Raw genomic sequence first — 21,105 nt, 5'->3', positions numbered from 1 at the left:
CCGACGGCGAGCGGAGGAATGTGGACAGGGACCGGTGGCGCCACCGGGGTGCCACCCAGATCCGAAGGGGGTGGACCGTGTACGCGCGTTCCACCACGATCATGGCCAGGCCGGAGTCCGTCGACGCCGGCATGGCTGAAGTGCGCGACAACGTGATGCCCATGATCACGCGGATGGAAGGCTGTATCGGCCTGTCCATGCTGGTCGACCGGTCATCCGGCCGGTGCATCGTCACCAGCGCCTGGCGGTCCGAGGAGGCGATGCGGGCCACCGACGAAGAGCTCCAGCCGATCCGGGACCGCGTCGCGGAGATGCTGGGTGGCAGCCCGCAGGTCGACGAGTGGGAGATCGCCGTCCTGCACCGCGACCACCAGTCCACGCAGGGTGCCTGCGTCCGCGTCACCTGGATGCAGGTCGACGCCGCGGACCTGGACCGGGCGATCGACGTCTTCCGGCTGGCATCCCTGCCGAGGGCCGAGGAGCTCGCCGGCTTCTGCAGCGCCAGTCTGCTGGTCGACCGCAGTTCCGGTCGGGTTGTCTCCTCGGTGACGTACGACAGTGTGCAGGCGATGGAAAGCAACCGGGAGGCAGCCGCGGCGGTGCGATCGGCGGGCTCGAAGGACGCTGGGGCAGAGGTGCTCGATGTGGGCGAATTCGAACTCGCGCTGGCCCACTTGCGGGTGCCCGAGCTGACCTGACTGCCGCAGCGCACCGAACAGGAAGTGGGGACCTCGGACAAGGCAGGACCCGTCCGAGGTCCCCGCTTCTTGTCGAGGCAGGAACCGCAGCGACCCCCGGTAACGGCCCAGCGAGACCGGAGCAACGGCTCGGACTCGATTTGGGAACGCTCCCACTGAGGTCTTGACAGCCTCGGAACCACGCCTGATGCTCTTGGGAGCGCTCCCAGATGAGGCGCAGAATATCGAGGAGGGGTCAGGCGATGAGCCAGACGAAGCGGTTCCTGGCGGTCACGGTGGCTGCCGTGACAGCAATGGGCATGGTCGGGGCATGCAGCAAGGAAACGGCCGGTACCAAGCCCGCCGCGGACGGCCAGATCAACCTGGTCGTCGACACGTTCGGCGAGTTCGGCTACAAGGCGCTGGTCGAGCAGTACCAGAAGGACCATCCGAACGTGAAGGTCGAGCTGCGCAGTGTGCAGAAGCTCGACGACTACAAGCCCAAGCTGACCCAGTACCTGGCCGCCGGGACCGGCGCCGGTGACGTGGTCGCGCTCGAGGAGGGCATCCTCAACGAGTTCAAGACCCAGCCGCAGAACTTCGTCAACCTGCTCGACCACGGCGCGGCCGACCAGCAGGCCAACTTCCTGCCGTGGAAGTGGGAGCTCGGCAAGGTCGGCGCCGACGGGCCGCTGATCGGGCTCGGGACCGACGTCGGCGGTCTGGCCGTCTGCTACCGCAAGGACCTGTTCGCCAAGGCCGGCCTGCCGACCGACCGCGACGCGGTCTCGAAGCTGTGGCCGGGCTGGGACGAGTTCATCGCCACCGGCAAGAAGTTCAGCGCGGCCAACACCGGCGCCAAGGGCTTCGTCGACTCGGTCACCACCAGCTTCAGCGCGATGCTGTCGCAGGCGGGCGAGACGAACTTCTACGACCGCGACAACAAGCTGATCGCGGACTCGAACCCGGTCGTCAAGCAGGCCTGGGACACCTCGATGAAGATGGTGTCGGAAGGTGTCAGCGCCAAGGTCCCGACCTGGTCGAAGGACTGGGAGGCGGGCTTCAAGAACGGCAGCTTCGCGGTCACCATGTGCCCGTCGTGGATGCTCGGCATCATCAAGACCAACTCCGGTGCCGCGAACGCGGGCAAGTGGGACGTTGCCGCGGTGCCTGGTGGCGGTGGCAACTGGGGTGGCTCGTGGCTCGCCGTACCGGCGCAGAGCAAGCACCCGAAGGAGGCCTACGAGCTGGCCAAGTTCCTGACCACTCCGGAAAGTCACGTGGCCGCCTTCAAGGAGGCCGGACCGCTGCCGTCCTCGCCGAAGGCACTGGACGACCCGGCGTTCCTGGCGCTGACCAACGACTACTTCTCCAACGCTCCGGTCGGCAAGATCTTCGGTGAAGGCGCCAAGTCGCTGAAGCCGGTCGTGCTCGGCCCGAAGCACCAGGCCGTCAAGGAGCGGGCCTTCGAGCCGGCCATGCAGGCCGTCGAGCAGGGCAAGCTCACCCCCGACAAGGCTTGGCAGCAGGCGCAGAAGACCGCTGTCAAAGAGGCGAAGTGACCTCTTCCAGCGTCGTCCGGTCGCCGGCGGCAGCACGTGCCGCCGGCGACCGGGTTCCCTGGCGCTCCCGGCTGACGCGCGCGGATGTGAAGTTCGCGCCCTACTTCTTCATCGCGCCGTTCTTCGTCCTGTTCGCGATCTTCGGGGCGTTCCCACTGATCTACACCGGCTGGGTGTCGCTGCACGACTGGCACCTGATCGGTGAGCACACCTTCGTCGGCCTCGGTAACTACACGACGCTGTTCTCGGACCCGGACTTCTGGAACGCGCTGCGGAACACCATCGGCATCTTCGTGATCGCGACCGTGCCGCAGCTGCTGCTGGCGCTGACGATGGCGAACCTGCTGAACCGCAAGATCCGCGGCCGGACCTTCTTCCGGATGGGCGTGCTGATCCCCAACGTCACCTCGGTGGCGGCGGTCGGCATCGTCTTCGGGCAGTTGTTCGCCCGCGACGTCGGCCTGGTCAACTACGTCGTCACCACCTTCGGCCTGGACGCGGTCGACTGGCAGGCCAACACCTGGTCCAGCTGGATCGCGATCGCCGTGATGGTCGACTGGCGCTGGACCGGCTACAACACCCTGATCCTGCTCGGTGCGATGCAGGCGATCTCCAAGGACCTGTTCGAGGCGGCGGCGCTGGACGGCGCGACGCCCCGGCAGCAGTTCTGGCGGATCACCGTGCCGATGCTGCGCCCGACCCTGGTCTTCACCGTGATCATCTCCACCATCGGCGGCCTGCAGCTGTTCACCGAGCCGGTCATCTTCGGCAACGGCCGGATGCTCGGCGGCACGATGGGGCAGTTCCAGACGGTTGCCATGTACATGTACGAGACGGCGTTCCAGCGCTTCCAGTACGGCTACGGTGCCGCGATCGCCTGGTCGCTGTTCGGCCTGATCGTGGTGTTCTCGCTGGTCAACCTGCTGCTGGTTCGGAGGGCGGCCCGATGACCGCGATGAGAGCCGCCTCGGTGCGGCTGTGGCGGACCAGCCCGTTGACGTACCTGGCCCTGATCGTGGGCTGCCTGATCTCGATCTTCCCGATCTACTGGATGGCCGTCGTGGCCACCCGGTCCAACGACGTGATCAACGACGTCCCGCCGCCGCTGCTGCCCGGGGGTGAGCTCGGCGCGAACGTCGGCCGGGTGTTCGCCAACGATCACGCGGCGTTCGCGTACGGACTGGTGAACTCGCTGGTGGTCTCCAGCGTGGTGACCATCTCGGTGGTCTTCTTCTCCACGCTGGCCGGGTTCGCGTTCGCCAAGCTGCGCTTCCGCGGCCGCAACGCGATGCTGCTGATCATCGTCGCGACGATGATGGTGCCGGTCCAGCTCGGCCTGATCCCGCTCTACATGCTGATGGTGAAGATCGGCTGGAACGGTGATCTGCAATCGGTGATCGTGCCGTTCCTGGTCAGCGGTTTCGGCGTCTTCATGATGCGCCAGTACGCCGCCGAGGCGATCTCGGACGAGTTGGTGGAGGCAGCCAGGGTGGACGGTTGCTCGACCTTCCGGGTCTACTGGAACGTCGTTCTGCCGGTACTGCGTCCCGCGGCCGCCGTGCTCGGTCTGCTGACCTTCATGCAGACCTGGAACGAGTTCATCTGGCCGTACGCCGTGCTCGACGCCAACACTCCCACCGTCCAGTTGTCACTCAGCCTGCTGGCGACGGCGTACTACACCGACTACGCGCAGGTGTTCGCGGCGACGGCCCTGGCCACGCTGCCCCTGTTCGCGGTGTTCATCCTGTTCGGCCGCCAGATCATCGGCGGCATCATGGAAGGTTCGATCAAGTCGTGACCACCGAGAGCCAGACCGAGCCAGGCACCGGACTGGAGTTCCCCACCGGGTTCCTGTTCGGCGCGGCCACCGCCGCCTACCAGGTGGAGGGTGCCGCGGCCGCCGACGGGCGCGGGCCGTCGATCTGGGACACCTTCTCGCACACGCCGGGCCGGGTGCTCGGTGGCGAGACCGGCGATGTCGCGATCGAGCACTACCACCGGTACCGCGAGGACGTCGCGCTGATGTCCGAGCTCGGGCTGAAGGCGTACCGCTTCTCGATCTCCTGGCCGCGGGTCCAGCCGAACGGTCGCGGTGCGCTCAACCCGGCGGGGGTGGACTTCTACTTGCGGCTGATCGACGAACTGCTTGCCGCCGGCATCGAGCCGTGGCCGACGCTGTACCACTGGGATCTGCCCCAGCCGCTGGAGGACGCCGGCGGCTGGCCCGAGCGCGACACGGCGGAGCGGTTCGCCGACTACGCCGGCGCGATCACCGCAGTACTGGGTGATCGGGTCAAGCAGTGGACCACGCTGAACGAGCCGTGGTGCTCGGCGTTCCTCGGGTACGGGTCCGGCGTGCACGCGCCGGGCCGGCAGGATCCGGCGGCCTCCGTCCGGGCCGGGCATCACCTGATGCTCGGACACGGTCTCGCCGCCGGCCTGATCAGATCCGGCGGCCACCAGGTCGGCGTGACGATCAACCTGTACGACGTTGCGCCGGTCAGCGACCGCGAGATCGACCTCGACGCGGCGCGGCGGATCGACGGGCTGCAGAACCGGTTCTTCCTCGACCCGGTCCTGCTTGGTTCCTACCCGGCTGACGTGGTCGCGGACCTCGCTTCGGTGACCGACTTCTCGCACGTGCGGGACGGCGACCTGGCGATCATCTCGACCCCGCTCGACGTGCTGGGTGTCAACTACTACAGCCGTCACGTGGTGACGGGTGAGCAGACCGATGGTGATGACGGCCATGGGGGAGGAGTCGGCAGCGGAGCGTCGCCGTGGCCGGGGAGTGAGCACGTCGGATTCCTGAAGGGCGAGTTGCCGGTCACCGCGATGGGGTGGGAGATCCACGCCGAAGGGCTGACCCGCGTTCTCGAGCGGGTGTCGCGGGAGTACCCGCCGGTGCCGCTGTACGTCACCGAGAACGGGGCGGCCTTCGCCGACGTACCGGATCCCGACGGACTGGTCCGCGACCCGGATCGGATCAGCTACCTGGACGGCCACCTGCGTGCCTGCCAGGCGGCGATCGATCTGGGGGTGCCGTTGCGCGGCTACTTCTGCTGGTCGCTGTTCGACAACTTCGAGTGGTCCTGGGGCTATTCGCGGCGCTTCGGGCTGGTCTACGTCGACTACGCCACGCAGGTCCGGACGCTCAAGAGCAGCGCGTTTTGGTACGGAGACCTGATCCGAGGCAGGCCCAGTGTCCCGCTTGCGGGACACTAGCGACATGAACGATTCCCGTCCCACCATCGAAACCGTCGCGGCCAGGGCGGGGGTGGGGCGGGGTACCGCGTCACGCGTGGTCAACGGATCGTCCCAGGTCAGCCCCGCCGCGCGGGCCGCCGTGCTCAAGGCGATCGACGAGCTGGGCTACGTACCGAACCGGGCGGCCCGCAACCTGGTGACCCGGCGTACCGACTGTGTGGCGCTGGTGATCTCGGAGCCGGGCGACCGGCTGTTCAGCGAGCCGTACTTCGCCGGGATCGTGCGCGGCATCAGCTCGGCCATGGCCCAAACCCAGTTGCAGTTGTGGCTGTCGATGGTCTCGAGCTCGAGTGAGCGCGAGCGGACGGGTCGCTTCCTGACCCGCGAGCATGTCGACGGCGTGTTGATGCTTTCCCAGCACGCCGACGACCCGCTGCCGGCCCAGGTTCGGGCCAGGGGACTGCCGCTGGTGCTGTGTGGTCAGCCGCTGGCCGCGAGCCCGGAGGTTGGCGTGATGCCGTTCGTGGACGCCGACAACGCGACTGGCGGGCGCCAGGCGGCGCGGTACCTGCTGGAGCTGGGGCGCCGCCGGATCGCTTGTGTTGCCGGTCCGCAGGACATGGCTGCCGGGGTGGCGCGGTTGGAGGGGTTCCGCGAGGTGGTCGGCGGTGACCTGGTCGAGTACGGCGACTTCAGCGAGGAGAGTGGCGCCAAGGCGATGACGGCGCTGCTGGCTCGGGAGCCGGACCTGGATGCTGTCTTCGCGGCTTCCGACCCGATGGCGTTCGGGGCGATGCGGGTGCTGAAGGCGGCCGGGAGGCGGATTCCCGAGGATGTGGCCGTGGTCGGCTTCGACGGATCACCGGGTGGCCGGCACTCCGATCCGCCGCTGACCTCGGTGTTCCAGCCGACCGAGGAGATGGGCCGGGAGATGACCCGGCTGCTGCTCGGCCAGCTGGCCGGCGAGTCGATGGAGTCTCAGGTCATCCTGGACACCCGGCTGGAGCTTCGCGGCAGCGCCTGAGCGGGTCGGGCCTGTGCGGGTTGGGCCTGGCGGGTTGGGCCTGATGAGTGGCGGCCTTGGGGTCAGCTGTCCATGTGGTCGAGGTGGGCTTCGAGGGCGTCGAGGCGGTCGCGCCAGAGGTAGCGGTACGGCTCGAGCCAGGAGTCGATCTCGACCAAGGGGGCCGGGCGGAGGCGGTACCACCGACGCTGGGCGTCCTGGCGGACTTCGACCAGGCCGGCGTCGCGCAGTACCTTCAGATGCTTGGAGACGGCCGGCTGACTCAGATCGAGTTCGTCCACCAGTTCGCCGACGGGCCGCTCGCCGTCCCGGAGCAGATCGAGAATCTGCCGGCGCCGCGGCTCCGCCAACACCTCGAACGTAGTTGCCATACCAGGAATATACGCCGTGGTCACCGCTCGCTGGCGGCTGCTGCGCGCCCCGCCTTATGTGTAGGGGTCGGTGATTTCCCGAAGGGACACGAGTGCCTCGCGGAGTTGCGCGGCCCGGGTGGTGCCGAGGTGTGCGGTCCACTCGGCCTCGACCTCGGCGACCACGGCCGCCGCGATCGGGATGGTCTGCGCGCCGCGCTCGGCGATCTGGACCAGCCGCGCCCGGGCATCCGTCGGATCCGGCACCCGGCGGACGTCGCCCGCTACGTTCAAAGCCCGCAGGCGCCTGACCGGTTTGCGACTGGTTGCCTCCGACATCGATTGGTCTGTCGGCGAGGGGAAGGAAATCCGAGGCCCGGTCGCCGACCACCTGCTCTTGCTGACCGGCCGAAAGCCGTCCCGCCTGTCCGGTGGGGGCGGTTAGGTGCCGAGGTATTGGAGGATGGCCAGGACTCGGCGGCTGTAGCCGGTGACGTGGTTGAGGTTGAATTTGTCGAAGATCGAGTTGATGTGTTTCTCGACTGCGCTCTGGGAGATAAAGAGAGCTTCGGCGATGGCTGAGTTGATCTGGCCTTCGGCCATCTTCTCCAGGACGTCGTGTTCGCGGGGTGTCAGGCGGCTGAGTGGGTCGGTGTGCGTGGTGCGGGCGAGGAGCTGCCGCACCATGTCGGGGTCGAAGGCGACTCCGCCGGTACCGACCCGGTCGAGGGCCTGCAGGAACTCGTCGACGCGCATCACCCGGTCCTTCAGCAGATAGCCGACGCCGTCCTGCCCGGAGATGATCAACTCGGTCGCATAGGACTTCTCCACATATTGCGAGAGCACGAGGACGCCGATCGACGACCACTGCTCCCGGATCGCCAGCGCCGCCTGGATGCCCTCGTCGGTATGGGTCGGCGGCATCCGCACATCCACCACCACGACATCCGGCAGACCACTGGCGATGGTGTCGGCCGGTTCGGCGGAGGCGGTTTTGATTGCGGTCAGGAGGGAGTCGGCGTCGCCTACTGAGGCGAGGATCTCGTGGCCTTCCTCCCGGAGCAGGTGGGCCATGCCTTCGCGGAGCAGGACGTGGTCTTCGGCGAGCATCACCCGCATGGCAGTTCCGCCTTCACGGTCGTCGGGCCACCGGCGGGACTGTCGACGGTGAAGAGTCCGTCTCCGGCGGCGACCCGGCCGGCCAGTCCGCTGAGACCGCGGCCCCCGGGGTCGGCGCCGCCGCGGCCGTTGTCGGTGACTCGCACGACCACCTGCCCGGCGCTCTGGGTGAGGCTGATCTCGAGTTTGTCCGCCCCGGAGTGTTTCGCGGCGTTGGTGACCGCCTCGGAGACGACGAAGTAGGCGACCGTCTCGACGGCGACAGGTGGCCGCGCCGGCAGGTCGTAGTACAGGCTGACGGGGATGCTCGAGCGATCGGCGAGGACGGCGATGACGTCGCGGAGGCCGAGTTGGTCGAGCACGGTCGGGTACACCCGCCAGGCGACCTCGCGCAGATCGTCGAGTGCTTGCTCGGATGCTTCGTGGGCCTGCCGGACGAGCTCGGCCGCCCGCACCGGGTCCTTGGTCCGGCGAGCGCGACTGAGCAGCAACCCGAGGGCGACCAGTCGCTGCTGGACGCCGTCGTGCAGATCGCGCTCGATTCGCCGGCGCTCGTCGTTCACCACCTCGACCACCTCGGCCCGGCTCAGGGTCAGCTCGGACACGCGGCGGGCTAGCAACTCCTCGGTCGAGGGCGCCAGGTAGCGGCGGGCCAGCCGGGCGTCCAGGACCGGTACGCCGATGATGCCCATCACGTTGAGGTAGAGCAGGATCAATCCGGGCAGGGACACGGCGGCGAGCGAGAGCAGGCTGACCCCGCCGCCGTTCTCGATGAAGGCCCAGTCGCCACCGACAAGCCACGCCGACACCATCGAACCGGCCACCACCAGGCCGAGCAGGAGAAGCAGTAGGACGAATCCGCCGAGCATCCCGATCGGCCAGCGTCTGGCGATGTATTGGAACGCTGCGCGATCGGAGTACGGGCCGAGGTCGCGGATGTCGTGGAAGCGGGCGAGTCGCCGCTGCTCGAGCCGGGTCAGTTGCCGGGCGCAACGATGTCCGAAGCTGACCACGCGGGGGCGGGAGCGCGGCGCCGCGACGATCGGAATCAGGGCGATGCTGGACGCGACCAGGAAGGCCAGCTCGACCGCGCCCAGCAGCGCGCCGAGCACCACCCCGGCCAGGGTGGTGCCCGCTCGCACTACGACGCGATTCCGCATGGGGGCAAGATTAGTGGGCACCGAAGACGAGCGGACTGTGGTTTTCCACAGTTCTGTACTGTGGAAAAGCCGAGGAAACACGACGGTCGACCGCAGGGTGCGAGAGGTGTTCGCGGACCTAGCGTCGACGCCATGACCCCGACGAACCAGGTGATGATGAGCGCGATAGCGCAGGCGACGGCCCAACCGACCGATGGCGTGGCGGGCTGGGCCATCGAGTTGATGGAGAAGATGGGTGCCCCGGGCGCCGGCTTGGCGGTCGCCCTGGAAAACCTCTTTCCGCCACTGCCGAGTGAGGTGATCCTGCCGCTGGCGGGCTTCGCGGCCAACCGTGGCGACCTCGGCCTGTTCAGCGCCATCCTCTTCACCACCCTCGGCTCGGTGGTCGGCGCGCTCGCCCTGTACGGCGTGGGTGCCGTGCTCGGCCGGGACAGGACTCGGGCGCTGGCCGCCCGCCTGCCACTGGTGAAGGTGGCCGATGTCGACAAGGCGGAGGAGTGGTTCGCCCGGCACGGTGCCAAGGCGGTGCTGATCGGCCGGTGCGTGCCTGTGGTGCGCAGCCTGATCTCGGTGCCGGCCGGAGTGGAGCGGATGAAGATCCCACTCTTCCTCGCGCTGACGGCGCTCGGCAGCCTGGTCTGGAACTCGGCGCTGATCCTCGCCGGCTACGCGCTGGGGGAGCAATGGCACGTGGTGGAGTCGTGGGTCGGCGTCCTTCAGTATGTGGTGCTGGCCGCCGCGGTGGCGGCGGTCGTCTGGTTCGTGGTTGTCAAGCTGAGAGCGAAGCGTTCACCAGCTGAGAATGTCGAGTAGCTCGCTCGACTTTGGTTAGGCTCGAGATCCCACTGCCGAACCTCTGGAGATGCGTCCCGATGCCCTCACTCGCCTTCGAGTCGCGGATCGTGCCCGACCCGCCGATCTGGCCGCAGTCCGTCGTCACCGTGGTCGGCAATCCCAAAGCGGGTTCCCGGACAGCGGCGGCTGCCGCGGCCGTCGCGGAGTTGCTCGCCTCCGAGCTCGGTACGCCGTACCGGATCGACGAGTTGGTGGATCTGGTCACGTTCGCGCCGGCCATCTGCCAGGGGGAGCAGGCGGCGGACGAGTCTCGGGAGGCGCTGGAGAGTGCTGTCGAGCTCGTCTCGTCGGCGTCGGTGATCGTCGTGGCCACGCCGGTTTTACAAGGGGAGCTACACGGGGTTGCTGAAGAGCTTTCTGGATGTGCTGCCGCATCAGGCGCTGGCAGGGGCGGTGGTGGTGCCGGTGACGGTGTCGGCCGCGCCGAGCCATCGGTTGCTGGCCGACATCCATCTTCGTCCGCCCGGCGTTCACCATTTCGGCGGTCAACCCCCGGGCTTGTGGGTTGCCACCCCTGAGTCCGGGGTGGCAACCCATCACTTCGGTGGTTGACCGCCGAAATGGTGGCGGGGGCGGGGTGACTAGTCGGCTCGGGCGGCGGCTTCGGCGGGGCGGATGGTTAGGGTTTTGGTGGCGGGGATGAGGGTGGAGAGCATGGTGAGGGCGAAGGCGATGGTGATGATGACCAGGTAGATCCAGATCGGGCCTGAGGGGAGGGCTGAGGTGGAGACTGCCGAGGCGAAGGGGAGCAGGGTGCCCAGGGCTACCAGGGTGCCTAGGACTATGCCGGCCAGGGCCACCAAGATGCCTTCGGTGGTGAGCATTCGTAGTACCTGGCCGCGGGTTGAGCCTGTTAGGCGTTGCAGGCCGAACTCGCGGCGGCGGCGGACCGTGCTCGAGGCCAGGGTGTTGACGATCGAGACCGCGGTGTAGGCGATCAGCATGCCCACCAGCAGGTAGTTGATCCACGCCTGCGTCTTCAGGTCTTCACCGTTGCCGGCGATCAACGCCTCCCGATCGGCAACCTGTACGCCGGGAGTCGCCGCCGCCAGCTTGCTGAGCGCCGGCCCGATCGCCGCGCCCGGCTCGGCACGCACCAGGATCTGCGGCACCAACTGGTTCGTGGTGTGGGCGGCAACCAGTTCGGCGGGGAGCACGATGCTCTCGTAGCCGCGCTCGGCGGCGAAGGTCGCGATCACCCGGAGATCTACCGAAGCTCCGTCGCCGAGCGTCATCTTGATCGACGTACCGACCCCGCGCTGGATCTTCTCCGCGACGCGATCAGGCAGCGCGACCGTGTTGCCCGTCAGGCCTTCGAGTGAGCCCGTGGTCAGCTTGACCGGCGCCGCGCCGTCCGGGCCCTGAGCCGAGATTCCCTGCAGCAATGCGCCTTCTTCGTCGAAGGGAGCGTTCCGCGGCTCATCGATGACGCCGTTGCTCGTCACGTAGGCCGAGGCGTTGGCTACGCCCGGCAGTGCCTGCACCTGGGGGAGCAGCGAGGGAGACAGACCTGCCGCGGTGGAGACGAGTACGGCGTCGGCTCGCAGGTCTTTGGTGAAGGCCTTTGAAGCGGCGTCGACCTGCGTCGTCTGCATGTAGATGTTGGCGGTCGCGATGCCGACGGCGAGCATGACCGGCATCACCGCGGCGGACATCGCCACGGATCGCGCCGTCACGTTGATGATCGCGAGCCGGCCGTTCACGCGGCTGACGGCGTACAGGGGCCAGCGGAGGATGGCGAGCACAACCTTGGTGGCCAGCGGGCCGAGGGTGGCGAGACCGATCGCCAAGCAGAGTACGGCGGGTCCCGCGGTCGCTCCGGCCAGCGGCCCGGTCATCACGGTGCCCGTGACGATCATCAGCGCGAAACCGCCGCCGAGGAAGAGGAGCCCGGTCACCATCCGCACCCAGCTGAACCACTTGCGCTGCAGCGAAGCCTCGACCAGTGCCTCGACCGGCCGGATCTTGGCCGAGCGGCGGCCTGCCATCAACGCGGCACCGACCGCAGCCAGTACTGCGGCCCCGGCGCCGGCCGCGAACGGGATCAAGCCCTGGTAGAAGGTGACGTCCGGAGACGCCACCCCGTTCGACGACAGCCGGTCGAAGAGGAACCGGCCGAGCAACGCACCGGGGATCACGCCGACCACGACCGCGGGCAGCGAGACCAGCATCGCCTCGCCGAGGATCATCCGCCGGACCTGACCAGGTGTCGTCCCGATGCTGCGCAGCAACGCGAACTCCCGTTGCCGCTGCTGAGCGGCCAGCGCCAGCGTCGACGCGACCACGAACATCATCGTCATCGTCGCGATGCCACCGAACGAACCGGCCACCGAGATGAGCACGACCTTCTTGGCGCTGGCGTCCGGGTGCTCGACCACGCCGCGATCCAGACCGGACAGCGCCGACACGTCGGCCGTCGCCTCGATCTTCTTCCGCAGCGCCTCGAGATTGGTGCCAGGGGCAACCAGTACGCCGAGCGAGGCGAACTGCCCCGGCCGGTTGGCGAACCGGCTCGCTTCCTGATTGGAGAAGAACGTGTGCCCAGCCGGACCAGAGGCGATGCCGCTGACGGTGAAGGCGGTCTGCTGGCCACCGACCAGCAGGTTCACCTTGCCGCCGACCTTCGCCTTGACCTGCTGCGCGGTCGTCGCGTCGAGCACGACCTCGCCGCCGCGAGGCGCAGTACCGGAAGTGAGGTTGAACGGAGCCAGTACTGCGGAAGCCCAGTTGTGGCCCTCGCCCTGGGTGAAGCCGGTCCCGAGGGCGAGGGGGGTCGGGAAGGTCAGGTCGCCGACGACGTCCGTGACTCCTTCCAGGGAACGGATCTTGGCTGCCACCGACTCGTCGATGCCGACCTGCTCGGTGAGCTGAGTGGCGTCTTCCTTGCCCGGCCGCAGGTGCGTGAGCTCGCCGGTGACGACGATCGGAGCGGCGGCGAGGCGCTCGGGAGCTACGTTGGAGCGGATGCCGGTCTCCATCAGACCGCCGCAGGCGAGCACGATCGCAGTGCCGAAGATGACGGCGACGAAGGTCGCGATGAAGCCGCTCTTGCGGTAGCGCAAGGTGCGGACGGCGAGGCGCATCATCGTGCGACCGCCTCGGTTGCGAGGCTCCCCTGAGCGGCGCGGGCCGCCTGGGCAGCACGGGCGGCGCGGGCACCGAGGTGGGTGAGCCGGTCGGCGACCTGCTCGGCGGTCGGCGACAGCATGCTGCCGGCCAGGACACCGTCGGCGAGGAAGACGACCTGGTCGGCGTACGACGCAGCGACGGGGTCGTGCGTCACCATCACCACGGTCTGGCCCTGGGTACGGACCGGCTCGCGCAGCAGGTCGAGGACATCGGCGGCGGTCTGGGTGTCCAGGGCGCCCGTCGGCTCATCGGCGAAGATGACCGCGGGCCGGGCTACCAAGGCGCGGGCGATCGCGACGCGCTGCTGCTGGCCACCGGACAGTTCGCCCGGGCGGCTCTTGTGCTTGCCGCTGAGGCCGACCCGGTCCAGTACCTCGCGGACGGCGGCCTTGTTGGTACGGCGGCCGTCGAGCTCCTGCGGCAACGTCACGTTCTGCCAGACCGTGAGCGCGGGCAGCAGGTTGAACGACTGGAAGACGAAGCCGATCCGCTCGCGGCGGAGCTCGGTGAGTTGCCGCTCGTTCAGGCCGGCCAGCGGTACGTCGTCGATCGCGACCGTGCCGGAGGTCGGCCGGTCGAGTCCTGCCGCGCAGTGCAGGAAGGTGCTCTTGCCGGAGCCGGACGGTCCCATCACGGCGGTGAACGTGCCGCGCGCGAAGCTGATGCTGACACCGTCCAGCGCGGTGACGGCGTTGCCGCCCCGGCCGTAGATCCGGCGTACGTCCTGGAGGACGACCGAGTCGTTCGACCGGACGAGTTCTTGTTGCTTGCGCCTCATGGCTGCCCCTTGAAGTTCTTTCCCGACTGACGAGAAAGACGCTACGGAGCGGCAGCCGCCGTCCCCAGGGAGCTGGGGAGCCTCAAGGGGTAGTGCTAGACCCCCTGTTTCTCGATCACAGCCGGTTCAGGTCTTCGTTCAACAGCTGGAGTACGCGATGGACCGTTGCCTGGTGGTCCGGGCCGTCGTAACCGCGGGGAGCGCCTTCGATCAGCATGATCAGGTGCAGGTAGCTGCGGTACAGCGCGATGGTCTCGCCGAGTTCGATGCTTCCGTACCCGGCCAGGAACTCGGGATCCACCGACGACTTGAACAAAGTCAGCGAGACGAACTCGGCGACCGGGTCACCCCACATCGCCCGCTCGCCGTCGATCAGGCCGGCGATGCGTCCGTCCTCGACGAGGATGTTGCCGTCCCACAGGTCGAAGTGGATCAACCGGGGAGTCCGTACCTCGTCCAGCAGCTCAACGCGGTCGAGGACGAGTTGGCGGAGCTGCTCGGCCGGCCGGGGCAGCTCCACCGCGAACCTGTCGGCGTCCCCGAGCACGTCGTCGATCATCGACAGGAATGCCGCGCTCCACGTGCTGACCAAACCCTTCTGTGGATAGCCGAACCCGGGCCCGGTCACCTCATGCAGCGTCGCCACGATGGCGCCCAACTCCCGCCGGAGGCCGGCTCGCTCGGGGCCGGTGACACCGCGCATCGTCGTACCGGGAAGGGCTGTCATCAGCAGGTAGTCGGCGCCGGTGTGCACGACTTCGGGGACTGGCGCCTTGCCGCGGGCCGCCTGGTAGAACATCGCTTCGGTGTGAATCAGGTCTTGTTCGTAGGCCATCACCGGCGCGGTGGGATCCGGGGACAGCTTGAGGATCAGCTCGGTACCGATGCGGTAGACCGTGTTGAAGGTGCCCTCGGTCAGCTCGGTGACCTCGGTTTGAGGGCTGAGCTCGATACCGGCTTCTTGCAGGAGTTCGTGCAGGGCGGCGCGATCGAGGTAGCGCTTGTTGCTCATCGGGTCGCTACGCCGGGGCGTTCCGCGGCGTGGCGACGCACGGCGTCCGCGTAGATCTCGTCCATCAGGGTGATCCGCGGTACGGCGGCGGCCAGGTCGTCCGTGGTGCTGTCGAGGATCCGGGCGAGCTGATGTTCGTAGTACGCGACCGGCGGGAACTCGATCTCGCGGCAGTCGCCGTCGGCCGGGGTGACGATCAGGGCGAGGCCGGCCGGGCCGGCCAGCGGGCGGAAGAAGTCGCGCAAGGTGACGGTCGCCCGCTCGAAGGTGAAGACGTGTTCGGAAAAATCTTGATCGCCGACGTCGGCGATCAGCGTCGCGCTGACATCGGTTGCCCAACGCAACGAAGCTTCGAATGAGCAGTCCACACCGTGGGGCCCGTCGAAGTCCGACCGTCCTTCGGCGATCACGGGATCGAGCCCGATCGTCGCCTGGATCGCTTGGAGCCAGTAGCTCGCGGCGTCGAAGAAGACTCCGCCGCCCAGGGGCACCGCGGCGCTTGTCAGCACCGCGGGGGCGGGACGTTCCGCGAACGTCATCCGGGTGGTGGCCGAGAGCAACGAACCGTACGGCTCCTCGTCGATGAACTCATGAACGGTCCGCTGCCATGGGTGGTCCGCGGTCGGGACCGCTTCGAAGACCTTCACGTCCGCGGCGGCGAAGGCCAGTTCGTCGACCTCGTCGGCCGTGAGGCACAGCGGCTTCTCGACGATCACGTGCTTGCCGGCGACAGCCGCCCGGACCGCCCAGCGATGGTGGGCCGCGTTGTGCTCGGAGATGTAGACCGCGTCGATCGCCGGGTCGGCCAGCAGTGCCGCATAGCTGTCGTGCACGACCGGGATGCCGTGCCGGTTCGCGTACTCCTTGGCGCGGACCGGGTCGCTCGCCGCGACCGCTGTGATGCCGACGCCCTGCTGGAGCAGCGTGCGTTCAGCGAGCGCGGTAGCGCCGATCAAGCCGATCTCGAGCGGCATCGGTCATCCCCCCGTGAGTGTGTGGGCTCTTACTTCAAAGGTTGAAATAACCCTCCGACAGACAAGCTAACCGGTTAAGTCCCCAGTCTCAAGCGGTTGCCGATTCCGGTCGCGAAGAGGCTCAGCGGGATTGTGGGGCGGGTGGCCGGAGCAGGGCTGCCAGGCCGGCGGAGTAGCTGTCCGGGGTGACGTCTCCGAGGATCAGCCGCTGCAGGAGGAATCCGGGCAGCAGGCCGAAGATGACCTGGGCGATGTACTCCGGGTCCGTGTCCGGGTCGACCGTGCCGTCCTTCTGGGCCCGCTCGGCCACCGCGACGAACTTCCCGCGCACGAGCCGGTACTTCGAGGACGCGGTCGCCATGATCGTCTCGTTGTGCAGCGCCTCGGCCCAGGCCTGGATCGCCACCCTGGTCAGGTCGCCGCCGGGTTGCTCGGCGAGGCTGAGGATGTAGTCCAGGGCGATCCGGACCGCTGTCGCCGGGCTGAGCGGCTCGTCGGTCGCCAGGATCCGGTCGAAGAGCTCGTCGATCGTGCTCAGCGCGTCGTCGGCGATCGCCGCGACGATCTCGTCCTTGCTCTTGAAGTACCCGTAGACCGCACCCGCCGACAGGCCCGAGGTGCGAATGACGTCGGCCATCGTCGTCTTGTGGAAGCCCTGCTCGATGACGCACCGGCGCGCCGCCACGATGATCTCGTTGCGGCGGCTGGCGCGGTGTTCGTCCGAAACCTTGGGCACCCGTTGAACATAAAACGAATGTCCGTTCTTGACAACTGGAGCTCGGCCCGCCACGCTCGGATCAATAGAGAACGGTCATTCGTTTTTCATCCCGAGGAGCTGACCAGAGATGTCCACGGACCAACCCGCCGCCGAGGAGCGCCGCCGTCCCCCGGTCGCGGTCGTCGTCACCCTGCTGACCGCAGTACTGACCGTCCTGCTGATCGCGTTCGCCTGGCCGGCCGCCCGGTCGGAGCCGCGGGACCTTCCGTTGGCTGTCGCCGGTCCCGCGCAGGCTGTCGCGCAAGTGCAGGGCAGCCTCGAGCAGGCGATGCCCGGCGGGTTCGAGATCACCGCGGTCCAGGACCGGGCAGCCGCGGTCAAGGCGATCGAGGACCGGGGCGTGTACGGCGCGATCGTGCTCGACCCGCAGGCGCCCGAGGTGCTCACCGCCTCGGCCGGCGGTCCCGCCGTCGCGCAGATCCTGATCCAGCTGTCGTCGCGGGTCGCGGCCCAGAATCCCGGCGTACAGGCGAAGGTGACCGATGTGGTGCCGTTGCCGGCTGACGATCCGCGCGGAGCCGGCCTTGCTGCCGGTGCGCTGCCGCTCGTCCTCGGCGGCATCCTCGGCGCCGCACTGCTGACCCAGTTGGTGCAGGGCGGCGGCCGAAGGATGGCCGGGGCGCTCACCTATGCGGTTACCGGTGCCCTGGCGCTGACCGCGGTGCTGCAGTTCTGGCTCGGCTCGTTCGAGGGCAACTACTTCGCCAACGCCGGTGTGATCGCACTGGCGATCGCGGCGATCTCGCTGACCCTGCTGGGTCTCGAGTGGCTGCTCGGCACACCCGGACTCGGCGCGGGTGCAGCGGTGATGATGTTGCTCGGCAACCCGCTGTCCGGACTGACCAGCGCGCCGGAGATGCTGCCCGGCGGCTGGGGTGCCCTCGGTCAACTACTGCCGCCGGGAGCAGCCGGTACTGCGCTGCGCTCCGTGAGCTTCTTCGACGGCGCCGGCGCGGGCAAGCCGTTCGTCGTGCTCAGTTGCTGGATCGCGCTGGGTCTGGTGCTCTGCGGGCTGGGCGCGCTGCGCAGTCGCGCCAAGAGCGTCGTCCACGGCCGTCACGAAGCGTCACCGGTCACCGTCTGACAGTTGACGGCGCGGTGACCGGATCGTTACGAACCGGTCACCGCGTAACGGCCTCGCGCCACCGACAACGTTGTCTCTCAACCATTGACTTCATCGGTCTCAGCCTCCTACGGTCGCGGAAAGCCCAGTGGGTTTGAGCGGTGGTACCGGGATGACAACGATTGCCCGAAGGTGGACGTGATGGCCATGAAGAACGGTTTCAAGACAGCGGGTGTCCTCGCCGTCGGAGCGCTGCTGCTGGGGGTCTCGGCCTGCAGCCAGGGGTCGACGACCAAGACCCCGGAGGCGGGCGGCAGCCAGAGCTCCGGTCCGGCGAACATCAAGATCGCCTACCAGCAGTGGGGCCCCGGCACGGTGATGAAGAACTTCCTCACCGGCGCCAAGGCCGAGTACGAGGCCGCCAACCCCGGCTCGAAGGTCGAGATCGTGCCGATCGTGGCCAGTGAGAACGACTACTACACCAAGCTGCAGCTGATGATGCGGTCGCCGAACACGGCGCCGGACATCGTCTACGAGGACACCTTCCTGATCAACTCCGACATCACCGCGGGGTACCTGAGGCCGCTCGACGACTACATCAAGGACTGGCCGGACTGGAACCAGTTCGAGGACAGCGCCAAGGGCGCCGCGAAGGGCCAGGACGGCAAGACGTACGGCATTCCGGACGGCACGGACACCCGGGCCCTCTGGTACAACAAGCAGATCTTCGCCAAGGCCGGACTGCCGGCCGACTGGCAGCCGAAGACCTGGGACGACGTGCTCAACACGGCCAAGACGATCAAGCAGAAGGTCCCCGGCGTCATCCCGCTGAACGTGTACTCCGGTAAGCCGATGGGTGAGGCCTCCGCGATGCAGGGCTTCGAGATGCTGCTCTACGGCACCAAGGACCCGCTGTACAACTTCGACCAGAGCAAGTGGGTGGTCGGCAGCCAGGGCTTCAAGGACTCGCTCGGCTTCATCAAGACCATCTTCCTGGACGAGAAGGTGGCGCCGCAGCCGAAGCAGGCGCTGGACCCGAACTGGGGCAACAAGGTCGGCAGCGACCTGCTCCCGAACGGCAAGCTGGCGATCGCGCTCGACGGCTCCTGGCTCTACAACAACTGGCAGAAGACCGGCGCCAAGCCGTGGCCGCAGTGGACCGAGGTGCTCGGCCAGACCGCGATGCCGACCCAGAAGGGTGACGGCAAGGGCAAGGTCAGCCTGTCCGGCGGCTGGACCTGGGCGATCCCGGCCAAGTCGAAGTCGCCCGACGCCGCCTGGAACTTCATCAAGACCCTGCAGACGCCGAAGAACGCGACCAAGTACGCCACCGACGGCGCGCAGATCGCGGTCCGCAAGGACGTCGCCGCCGACCCGGGCTACAAGTCGTCGGCCAAGAGCACCCAGTTCTTCACCGACCTGGTCTCGGTCACCGTCTACCGCCCGGCGCTGCCGGAGTACCCGAAGGTCTCGAACGAGATCATCACCGCGATGGAGGCGGTGATGACCGGTCAGTCGTCGCCGGAGGAAGCCGCCAAGAACTACGACCAGGCGGTCGAGAGCATCGTCGGCAAGGACAAGACGACCACCGGTCAGTAGCGTTCGAAAGGGTTCTCCCCTGTGACGACGACAACCGCTCCCGCCGTCCCCGTTCCGACCGGCTCCAAGCCCGGCCGGAACGGGGCACCCCGCGGCGCCAAGGTCGTGAAGATGTTGCCGCTGGCCCCGGCGATCACGCTGATGGTGATTTTCCTGGCCGGCCCGATCCTGTACTGCATCTACGCCGCGTTCACGAACATGGCGCTGACCGGTACCGGGGCGGCGAACGTGCAGTTCGTCGGGCTGGACAACTTCCGTAAAGCCTTCGGCAGCAGCGCCTTCACCAACTCGATCTGGCTGACCCTGGTGTTCACGCTGATCTCCGCGATCATCGGCCAGAACACCCTCGGGCTCGGCCTGGCGCTGCTGATGCGCCGCTCCACCAAGCTGGTCCGCAACTTCGTCGGGACCGCCGTGATCGGCGCGTGGGTGCTGCCCGAGGTGGTGGCGGCCTACCTGCTCAGCGCGTTCTTCAACGACGACGGCACGCTGAACGTGATCCTGCACAAGGTCGGCCTGCCCGGCCAGGACTGGTTGTACGCGGCACCGATCATCGCGGTGTCGATCGCGAACATCTGGCGCGGTACGGCGTTCTCGATGCTGGTCTACTCGGCCGCGCTGAGCGAGGTACCGAAGGAGATCGAGGAGTCGGCCGAGATGGACGGCGCGCACGGTGCGCGCAAGCTGATCTTCGTCACGCTGCCGATGATCAGCCGCGCGATCATGACGAACCTGATGCTGATCACGCTGCAGACGCTGAGCGTGTTCGGCCTGATCTACGCGATGACCCGCGGTGGTCCCGGCACCAAGAGCCAGACGCTGCCGCTGTACATGTACGAGCAGGCGTTCAGCTTCTCCCAGATCGGCTACGGCACCGCGATCGCCCTGGTGATGCTGGCGATCGGTGCGGTCTTCTCGCTGATCTACCTACGCGGACTCAACTCGGAGGCAGCATGATTGCCCGCGACCGGATCAGCAAGCTGACCGCGAACCTTGTCCTGCTCGGGATCGGCATTCTGTTCGTGCTGCCGTTGCTGTGGGTGCTGTTCGCGTCGGTCAACCGGACGGCGGGGTTGCGGGTCGAGTTGCCGACCAGCCCGACGTTCGACAACTTCACAGCGGTACTGAACACCGATACGACGTACCGGCCGGTGCTGAACGGGATCGTGCTGTGTGGTGGAGCCGCGCTGCTGACGATGATCTGCTCGGTGCTGGCGGCCTATCCGCTGTCCAGGTTCAAGACCAAGTTCAACCGGCCGTTCCTGCTCACCGTGCTGTTCTGCACCGGTCTGCCGATCACCGCGGTGATGGTGCCGGTCTACGGCTTGTTCGTCCAGCTGAACCTGGTCGACACGCTCGGCGGCACGATCATGTTCATGGCGACCTCGTCGCTGCCGTTCGCGATCTGGCTGACCAAGACGTTCATGGACGGCGTACCGATCTCGCTGGAGGAAGCGGCCTGGGTGGACGGCGCGGGCAGCATGCAGGCGCTCTACCGGATCGTGCTGCCGCTGATGTGGCCCGGGATCGCGGTGGTGCTGATCTTCACCTTCATCGGGATGTGGGGCAACTTCTTCGTCCCGTTCATGCTGCTGCTGTCCCCGGAGCGGCTGCCGGCCTCGGTGAGCATCTTCACCTTCTTCGGCCAGTACGGCGAACCGAACTACGGCCAGCTGGCGGCGTACTCGCTCATCTACACCTTCCCCGTTCTGCTGCTCTACCTGTTGCTGAGCAGGAAGCTCGGTGGGGCCTTCGCTCTGGGGGGCGCCATCAAGGGGTAGCGCCGTTGAGGTAGGGGCCGCTGCGGTAGGGCGCGGC

Annotated in this window: 21 protein-coding genes and 1 pseudogene; 13 read left to right on the top strand and 9 right to left on the bottom strand. The window is 67.7% G+C overall.

The window, feature by feature from the left end; translation table 11 throughout:
• Positions 1-77: 77 nt before the first annotated feature.
• From ACQPYM_RS31540 to ACQPYM_RS31515, 6 genes are all read left to right on the top strand, one after another.
• Positions 78-698: a putative quinol monooxygenase gene (locus tag ACQPYM_RS31540; RefSeq protein ID WP_433007779.1), complete on the top strand. Its 621-nt coding sequence runs from the start codon at positions 78-80 to the stop codon at positions 696-698.
• Positions 699-940: 242 nt separating this feature from the next.
• Positions 941-2,239: an ABC transporter substrate-binding protein gene (locus ACQPYM_RS31535; protein ID WP_433007777.1), complete on the top strand. Its 1,299-nt coding sequence runs from the start codon at positions 941-943 to the stop codon at positions 2,237-2,239.
• Positions 2,236-3,189, top strand: coding sequence for a carbohydrate ABC transporter permease (locus ACQPYM_RS31530; RefSeq protein ID WP_433007775.1), 954 nt, complete (start codon positions 2,236-2,238; stop codon positions 3,187-3,189). The genes ACQPYM_RS31535 and ACQPYM_RS31530 overlap by 4 nt, the downstream gene beginning before the upstream one ends.
• Entirely contained in the window at positions 3,186-4,037 is an 852-nt protein-coding gene (locus tag ACQPYM_RS31525; protein WP_433007773.1) for a carbohydrate ABC transporter permease, read from the top strand. Before ACQPYM_RS31530 ends, ACQPYM_RS31525 begins: the two co-directional genes overlap by 4 nt.
• Positions 4,034-5,464 carry a GH1 family beta-glucosidase gene (locus ACQPYM_RS31520; protein ID WP_433007771.1) on the top strand — a complete coding sequence of 477 codons (1,431 nt, stop codon included), beginning with the start codon at positions 4,034-4,036 and terminating at the stop codon, positions 5,462-5,464. Before ACQPYM_RS31525 ends, ACQPYM_RS31520 begins: the two co-directional genes overlap by 4 nt.
• Before the next feature lie 4 nt (positions 5,465-5,468).
• On the top strand, positions 5,469-6,470 hold the full coding sequence (locus ACQPYM_RS31515) for a LacI family DNA-binding transcriptional regulator (protein ID WP_433007769.1): 1,002 nt from the start codon (positions 5,469-5,471) through the stop codon (positions 6,468-6,470).
• Positions 6,471-6,532: 62 nt separating this feature from the next.
• Here the strand turns inward: ACQPYM_RS31515 and ACQPYM_RS31510 are convergent, their stop codons facing one another.
• The 4 genes from ACQPYM_RS31510 to ACQPYM_RS31495 form a co-directional block, all read right to left on the bottom strand.
• Positions 6,533-6,841, bottom strand: a complete 309-nt coding sequence (locus ACQPYM_RS31510; RefSeq protein WP_433007767.1) for an ArsR/SmtB family transcription factor — start codon at positions 6,839-6,841, stop codon at positions 6,533-6,535.
• A gap of 54 nt (positions 6,842-6,895) precedes the next feature.
• Positions 6,896-7,159, bottom strand: coding sequence for a hypothetical protein (locus ACQPYM_RS31505; protein WP_433007765.1), 264 nt, complete (start codon positions 7,157-7,159; stop codon positions 6,896-6,898).
• 102 nt (positions 7,160-7,261) lie between these two features.
• Positions 7,262-7,939 carry a LuxR C-terminal-related transcriptional regulator gene (locus ACQPYM_RS31500; protein WP_433007763.1) on the bottom strand — a complete coding sequence of 226 codons (678 nt, stop codon included), beginning with the start codon at positions 7,937-7,939 and terminating at the stop codon, positions 7,262-7,264.
• Entirely contained in the window at positions 7,930-9,099 is a 1,170-nt protein-coding gene (locus ACQPYM_RS31495; RefSeq protein ID WP_433007761.1) for a sensor histidine kinase, read from the bottom strand. The genes ACQPYM_RS31500 and ACQPYM_RS31495 overlap by 10 nt, the downstream gene beginning before the upstream one ends.
• A gap of 132 nt (positions 9,100-9,231) precedes the next feature.
• Between ACQPYM_RS31495 and ACQPYM_RS31490 the strand changes: the two genes are divergently transcribed.
• The 3 genes and pseudogenes from ACQPYM_RS31490 (at position 9,232) to ACQPYM_RS31480 (ending at position 10,506) form a co-directional block, all read left to right on the top strand.
• On the top strand, positions 9,232-9,912 hold the full coding sequence (locus ACQPYM_RS31490) for a DedA family protein (RefSeq protein ID WP_433007759.1): 681 nt from the start codon (positions 9,232-9,234) through the stop codon (positions 9,910-9,912).
• Positions 9,913-9,971: 59 nt separating this feature from the next.
• Positions 9,972-10,229: pseudogene (locus tag ACQPYM_RS31485) on the top strand (NADPH-dependent FMN reductase); the annotation flags it as partial.
• 67 nt (positions 10,230-10,296) lie between these two features.
• Positions 10,297-10,506 (top strand): NAD(P)H-dependent oxidoreductase, encoded by a 210-nt coding sequence (locus ACQPYM_RS31480; protein WP_433007757.1) that lies wholly within the window; start codon positions 10,297-10,299, stop codon positions 10,504-10,506.
• A 29-nt stretch (positions 10,507-10,535) separates the two neighbouring features.
• Here ACQPYM_RS31480 and ACQPYM_RS31475 read toward each other — a convergent pair whose 3' ends face one another.
• From ACQPYM_RS31475 to ACQPYM_RS31455, 5 genes are all read right to left on the bottom strand, one after another.
• Positions 10,536-13,040 (bottom strand): ABC transporter permease, encoded by a 2,505-nt coding sequence (locus ACQPYM_RS31475; protein ID WP_433007755.1) that lies wholly within the window; start codon positions 13,038-13,040, stop codon positions 10,536-10,538.
• Positions 13,037-13,861: an ABC transporter ATP-binding protein gene (locus ACQPYM_RS31470; RefSeq protein WP_433007753.1), complete on the bottom strand. Its 825-nt coding sequence runs from the start codon at positions 13,859-13,861 to the stop codon at positions 13,037-13,039. The genes ACQPYM_RS31475 and ACQPYM_RS31470 overlap by 4 nt, the downstream gene beginning before the upstream one ends.
• A gap of 115 nt (positions 13,862-13,976) precedes the next feature.
• Positions 13,977-14,873, bottom strand: coding sequence for a phosphotransferase family protein (locus tag ACQPYM_RS31465; protein ID WP_433007751.1), 897 nt, complete (start codon positions 14,871-14,873; stop codon positions 13,977-13,979).
• Positions 14,870-15,847 carry a Gfo/Idh/MocA family protein gene (locus ACQPYM_RS31460; RefSeq protein WP_433007749.1) on the bottom strand — a complete coding sequence of 326 codons (978 nt, stop codon included), beginning with the start codon at positions 15,845-15,847 and terminating at the stop codon, positions 14,870-14,872. The genes ACQPYM_RS31465 and ACQPYM_RS31460 overlap by 4 nt, the downstream gene beginning before the upstream one ends.
• A 121-nt stretch (positions 15,848-15,968) precedes the next feature.
• A complete protein-coding gene (locus ACQPYM_RS31455; RefSeq protein ID WP_433007747.1) occupies positions 15,969-16,583 on the bottom strand; it encodes a TetR/AcrR family transcriptional regulator in 615 nt (204 codons plus the stop codon).
• Positions 16,584-16,692: 109 nt separating this feature from the next.
• On the opposite strand from ACQPYM_RS31455, the gene ACQPYM_RS31450 reads away from it, so the two are divergent.
• The 4 genes from ACQPYM_RS31450 (at position 16,693) to ACQPYM_RS31435 (ending at position 21,068) form a co-directional block, all read left to right on the top strand.
• A complete protein-coding gene (locus ACQPYM_RS31450) occupies positions 16,693-17,709 on the top strand; it encodes a hypothetical protein (RefSeq protein ID WP_433007745.1) in 1,017 nt (338 codons plus the stop codon).
• Between the two features lie 180 nt (positions 17,710-17,889).
• On the top strand, positions 17,890-19,287 hold the full coding sequence (locus tag ACQPYM_RS31445; protein WP_433007743.1) for an extracellular solute-binding protein: 1,398 nt from the start codon (positions 17,890-17,892) through the stop codon (positions 19,285-19,287).
• A gap of 21 nt (positions 19,288-19,308) precedes the next feature.
• A complete protein-coding gene (locus ACQPYM_RS31440; RefSeq protein ID WP_433007741.1) occupies positions 19,309-20,244 on the top strand; it encodes a carbohydrate ABC transporter permease in 936 nt (311 codons plus the stop codon).
• A complete protein-coding gene (locus ACQPYM_RS31435; RefSeq protein WP_433007739.1) occupies positions 20,241-21,068 on the top strand; it encodes a carbohydrate ABC transporter permease in 828 nt (275 codons plus the stop codon). The genes ACQPYM_RS31440 and ACQPYM_RS31435 overlap by 4 nt, the downstream gene beginning before the upstream one ends.
• Positions 21,069-21,105 lie beyond the last annotated feature (37 nt).

The organism is Kribbella sp. CA-294648 (genome assembly GCF_050943845.1).
Taxonomy (GTDB): domain Bacteria; phylum Actinomycetota; class Actinomycetes; order Propionibacteriales; family Kribbellaceae; genus Kribbella.
This window is presented reverse-complemented; position numbering and strand designations above follow the sequence as displayed.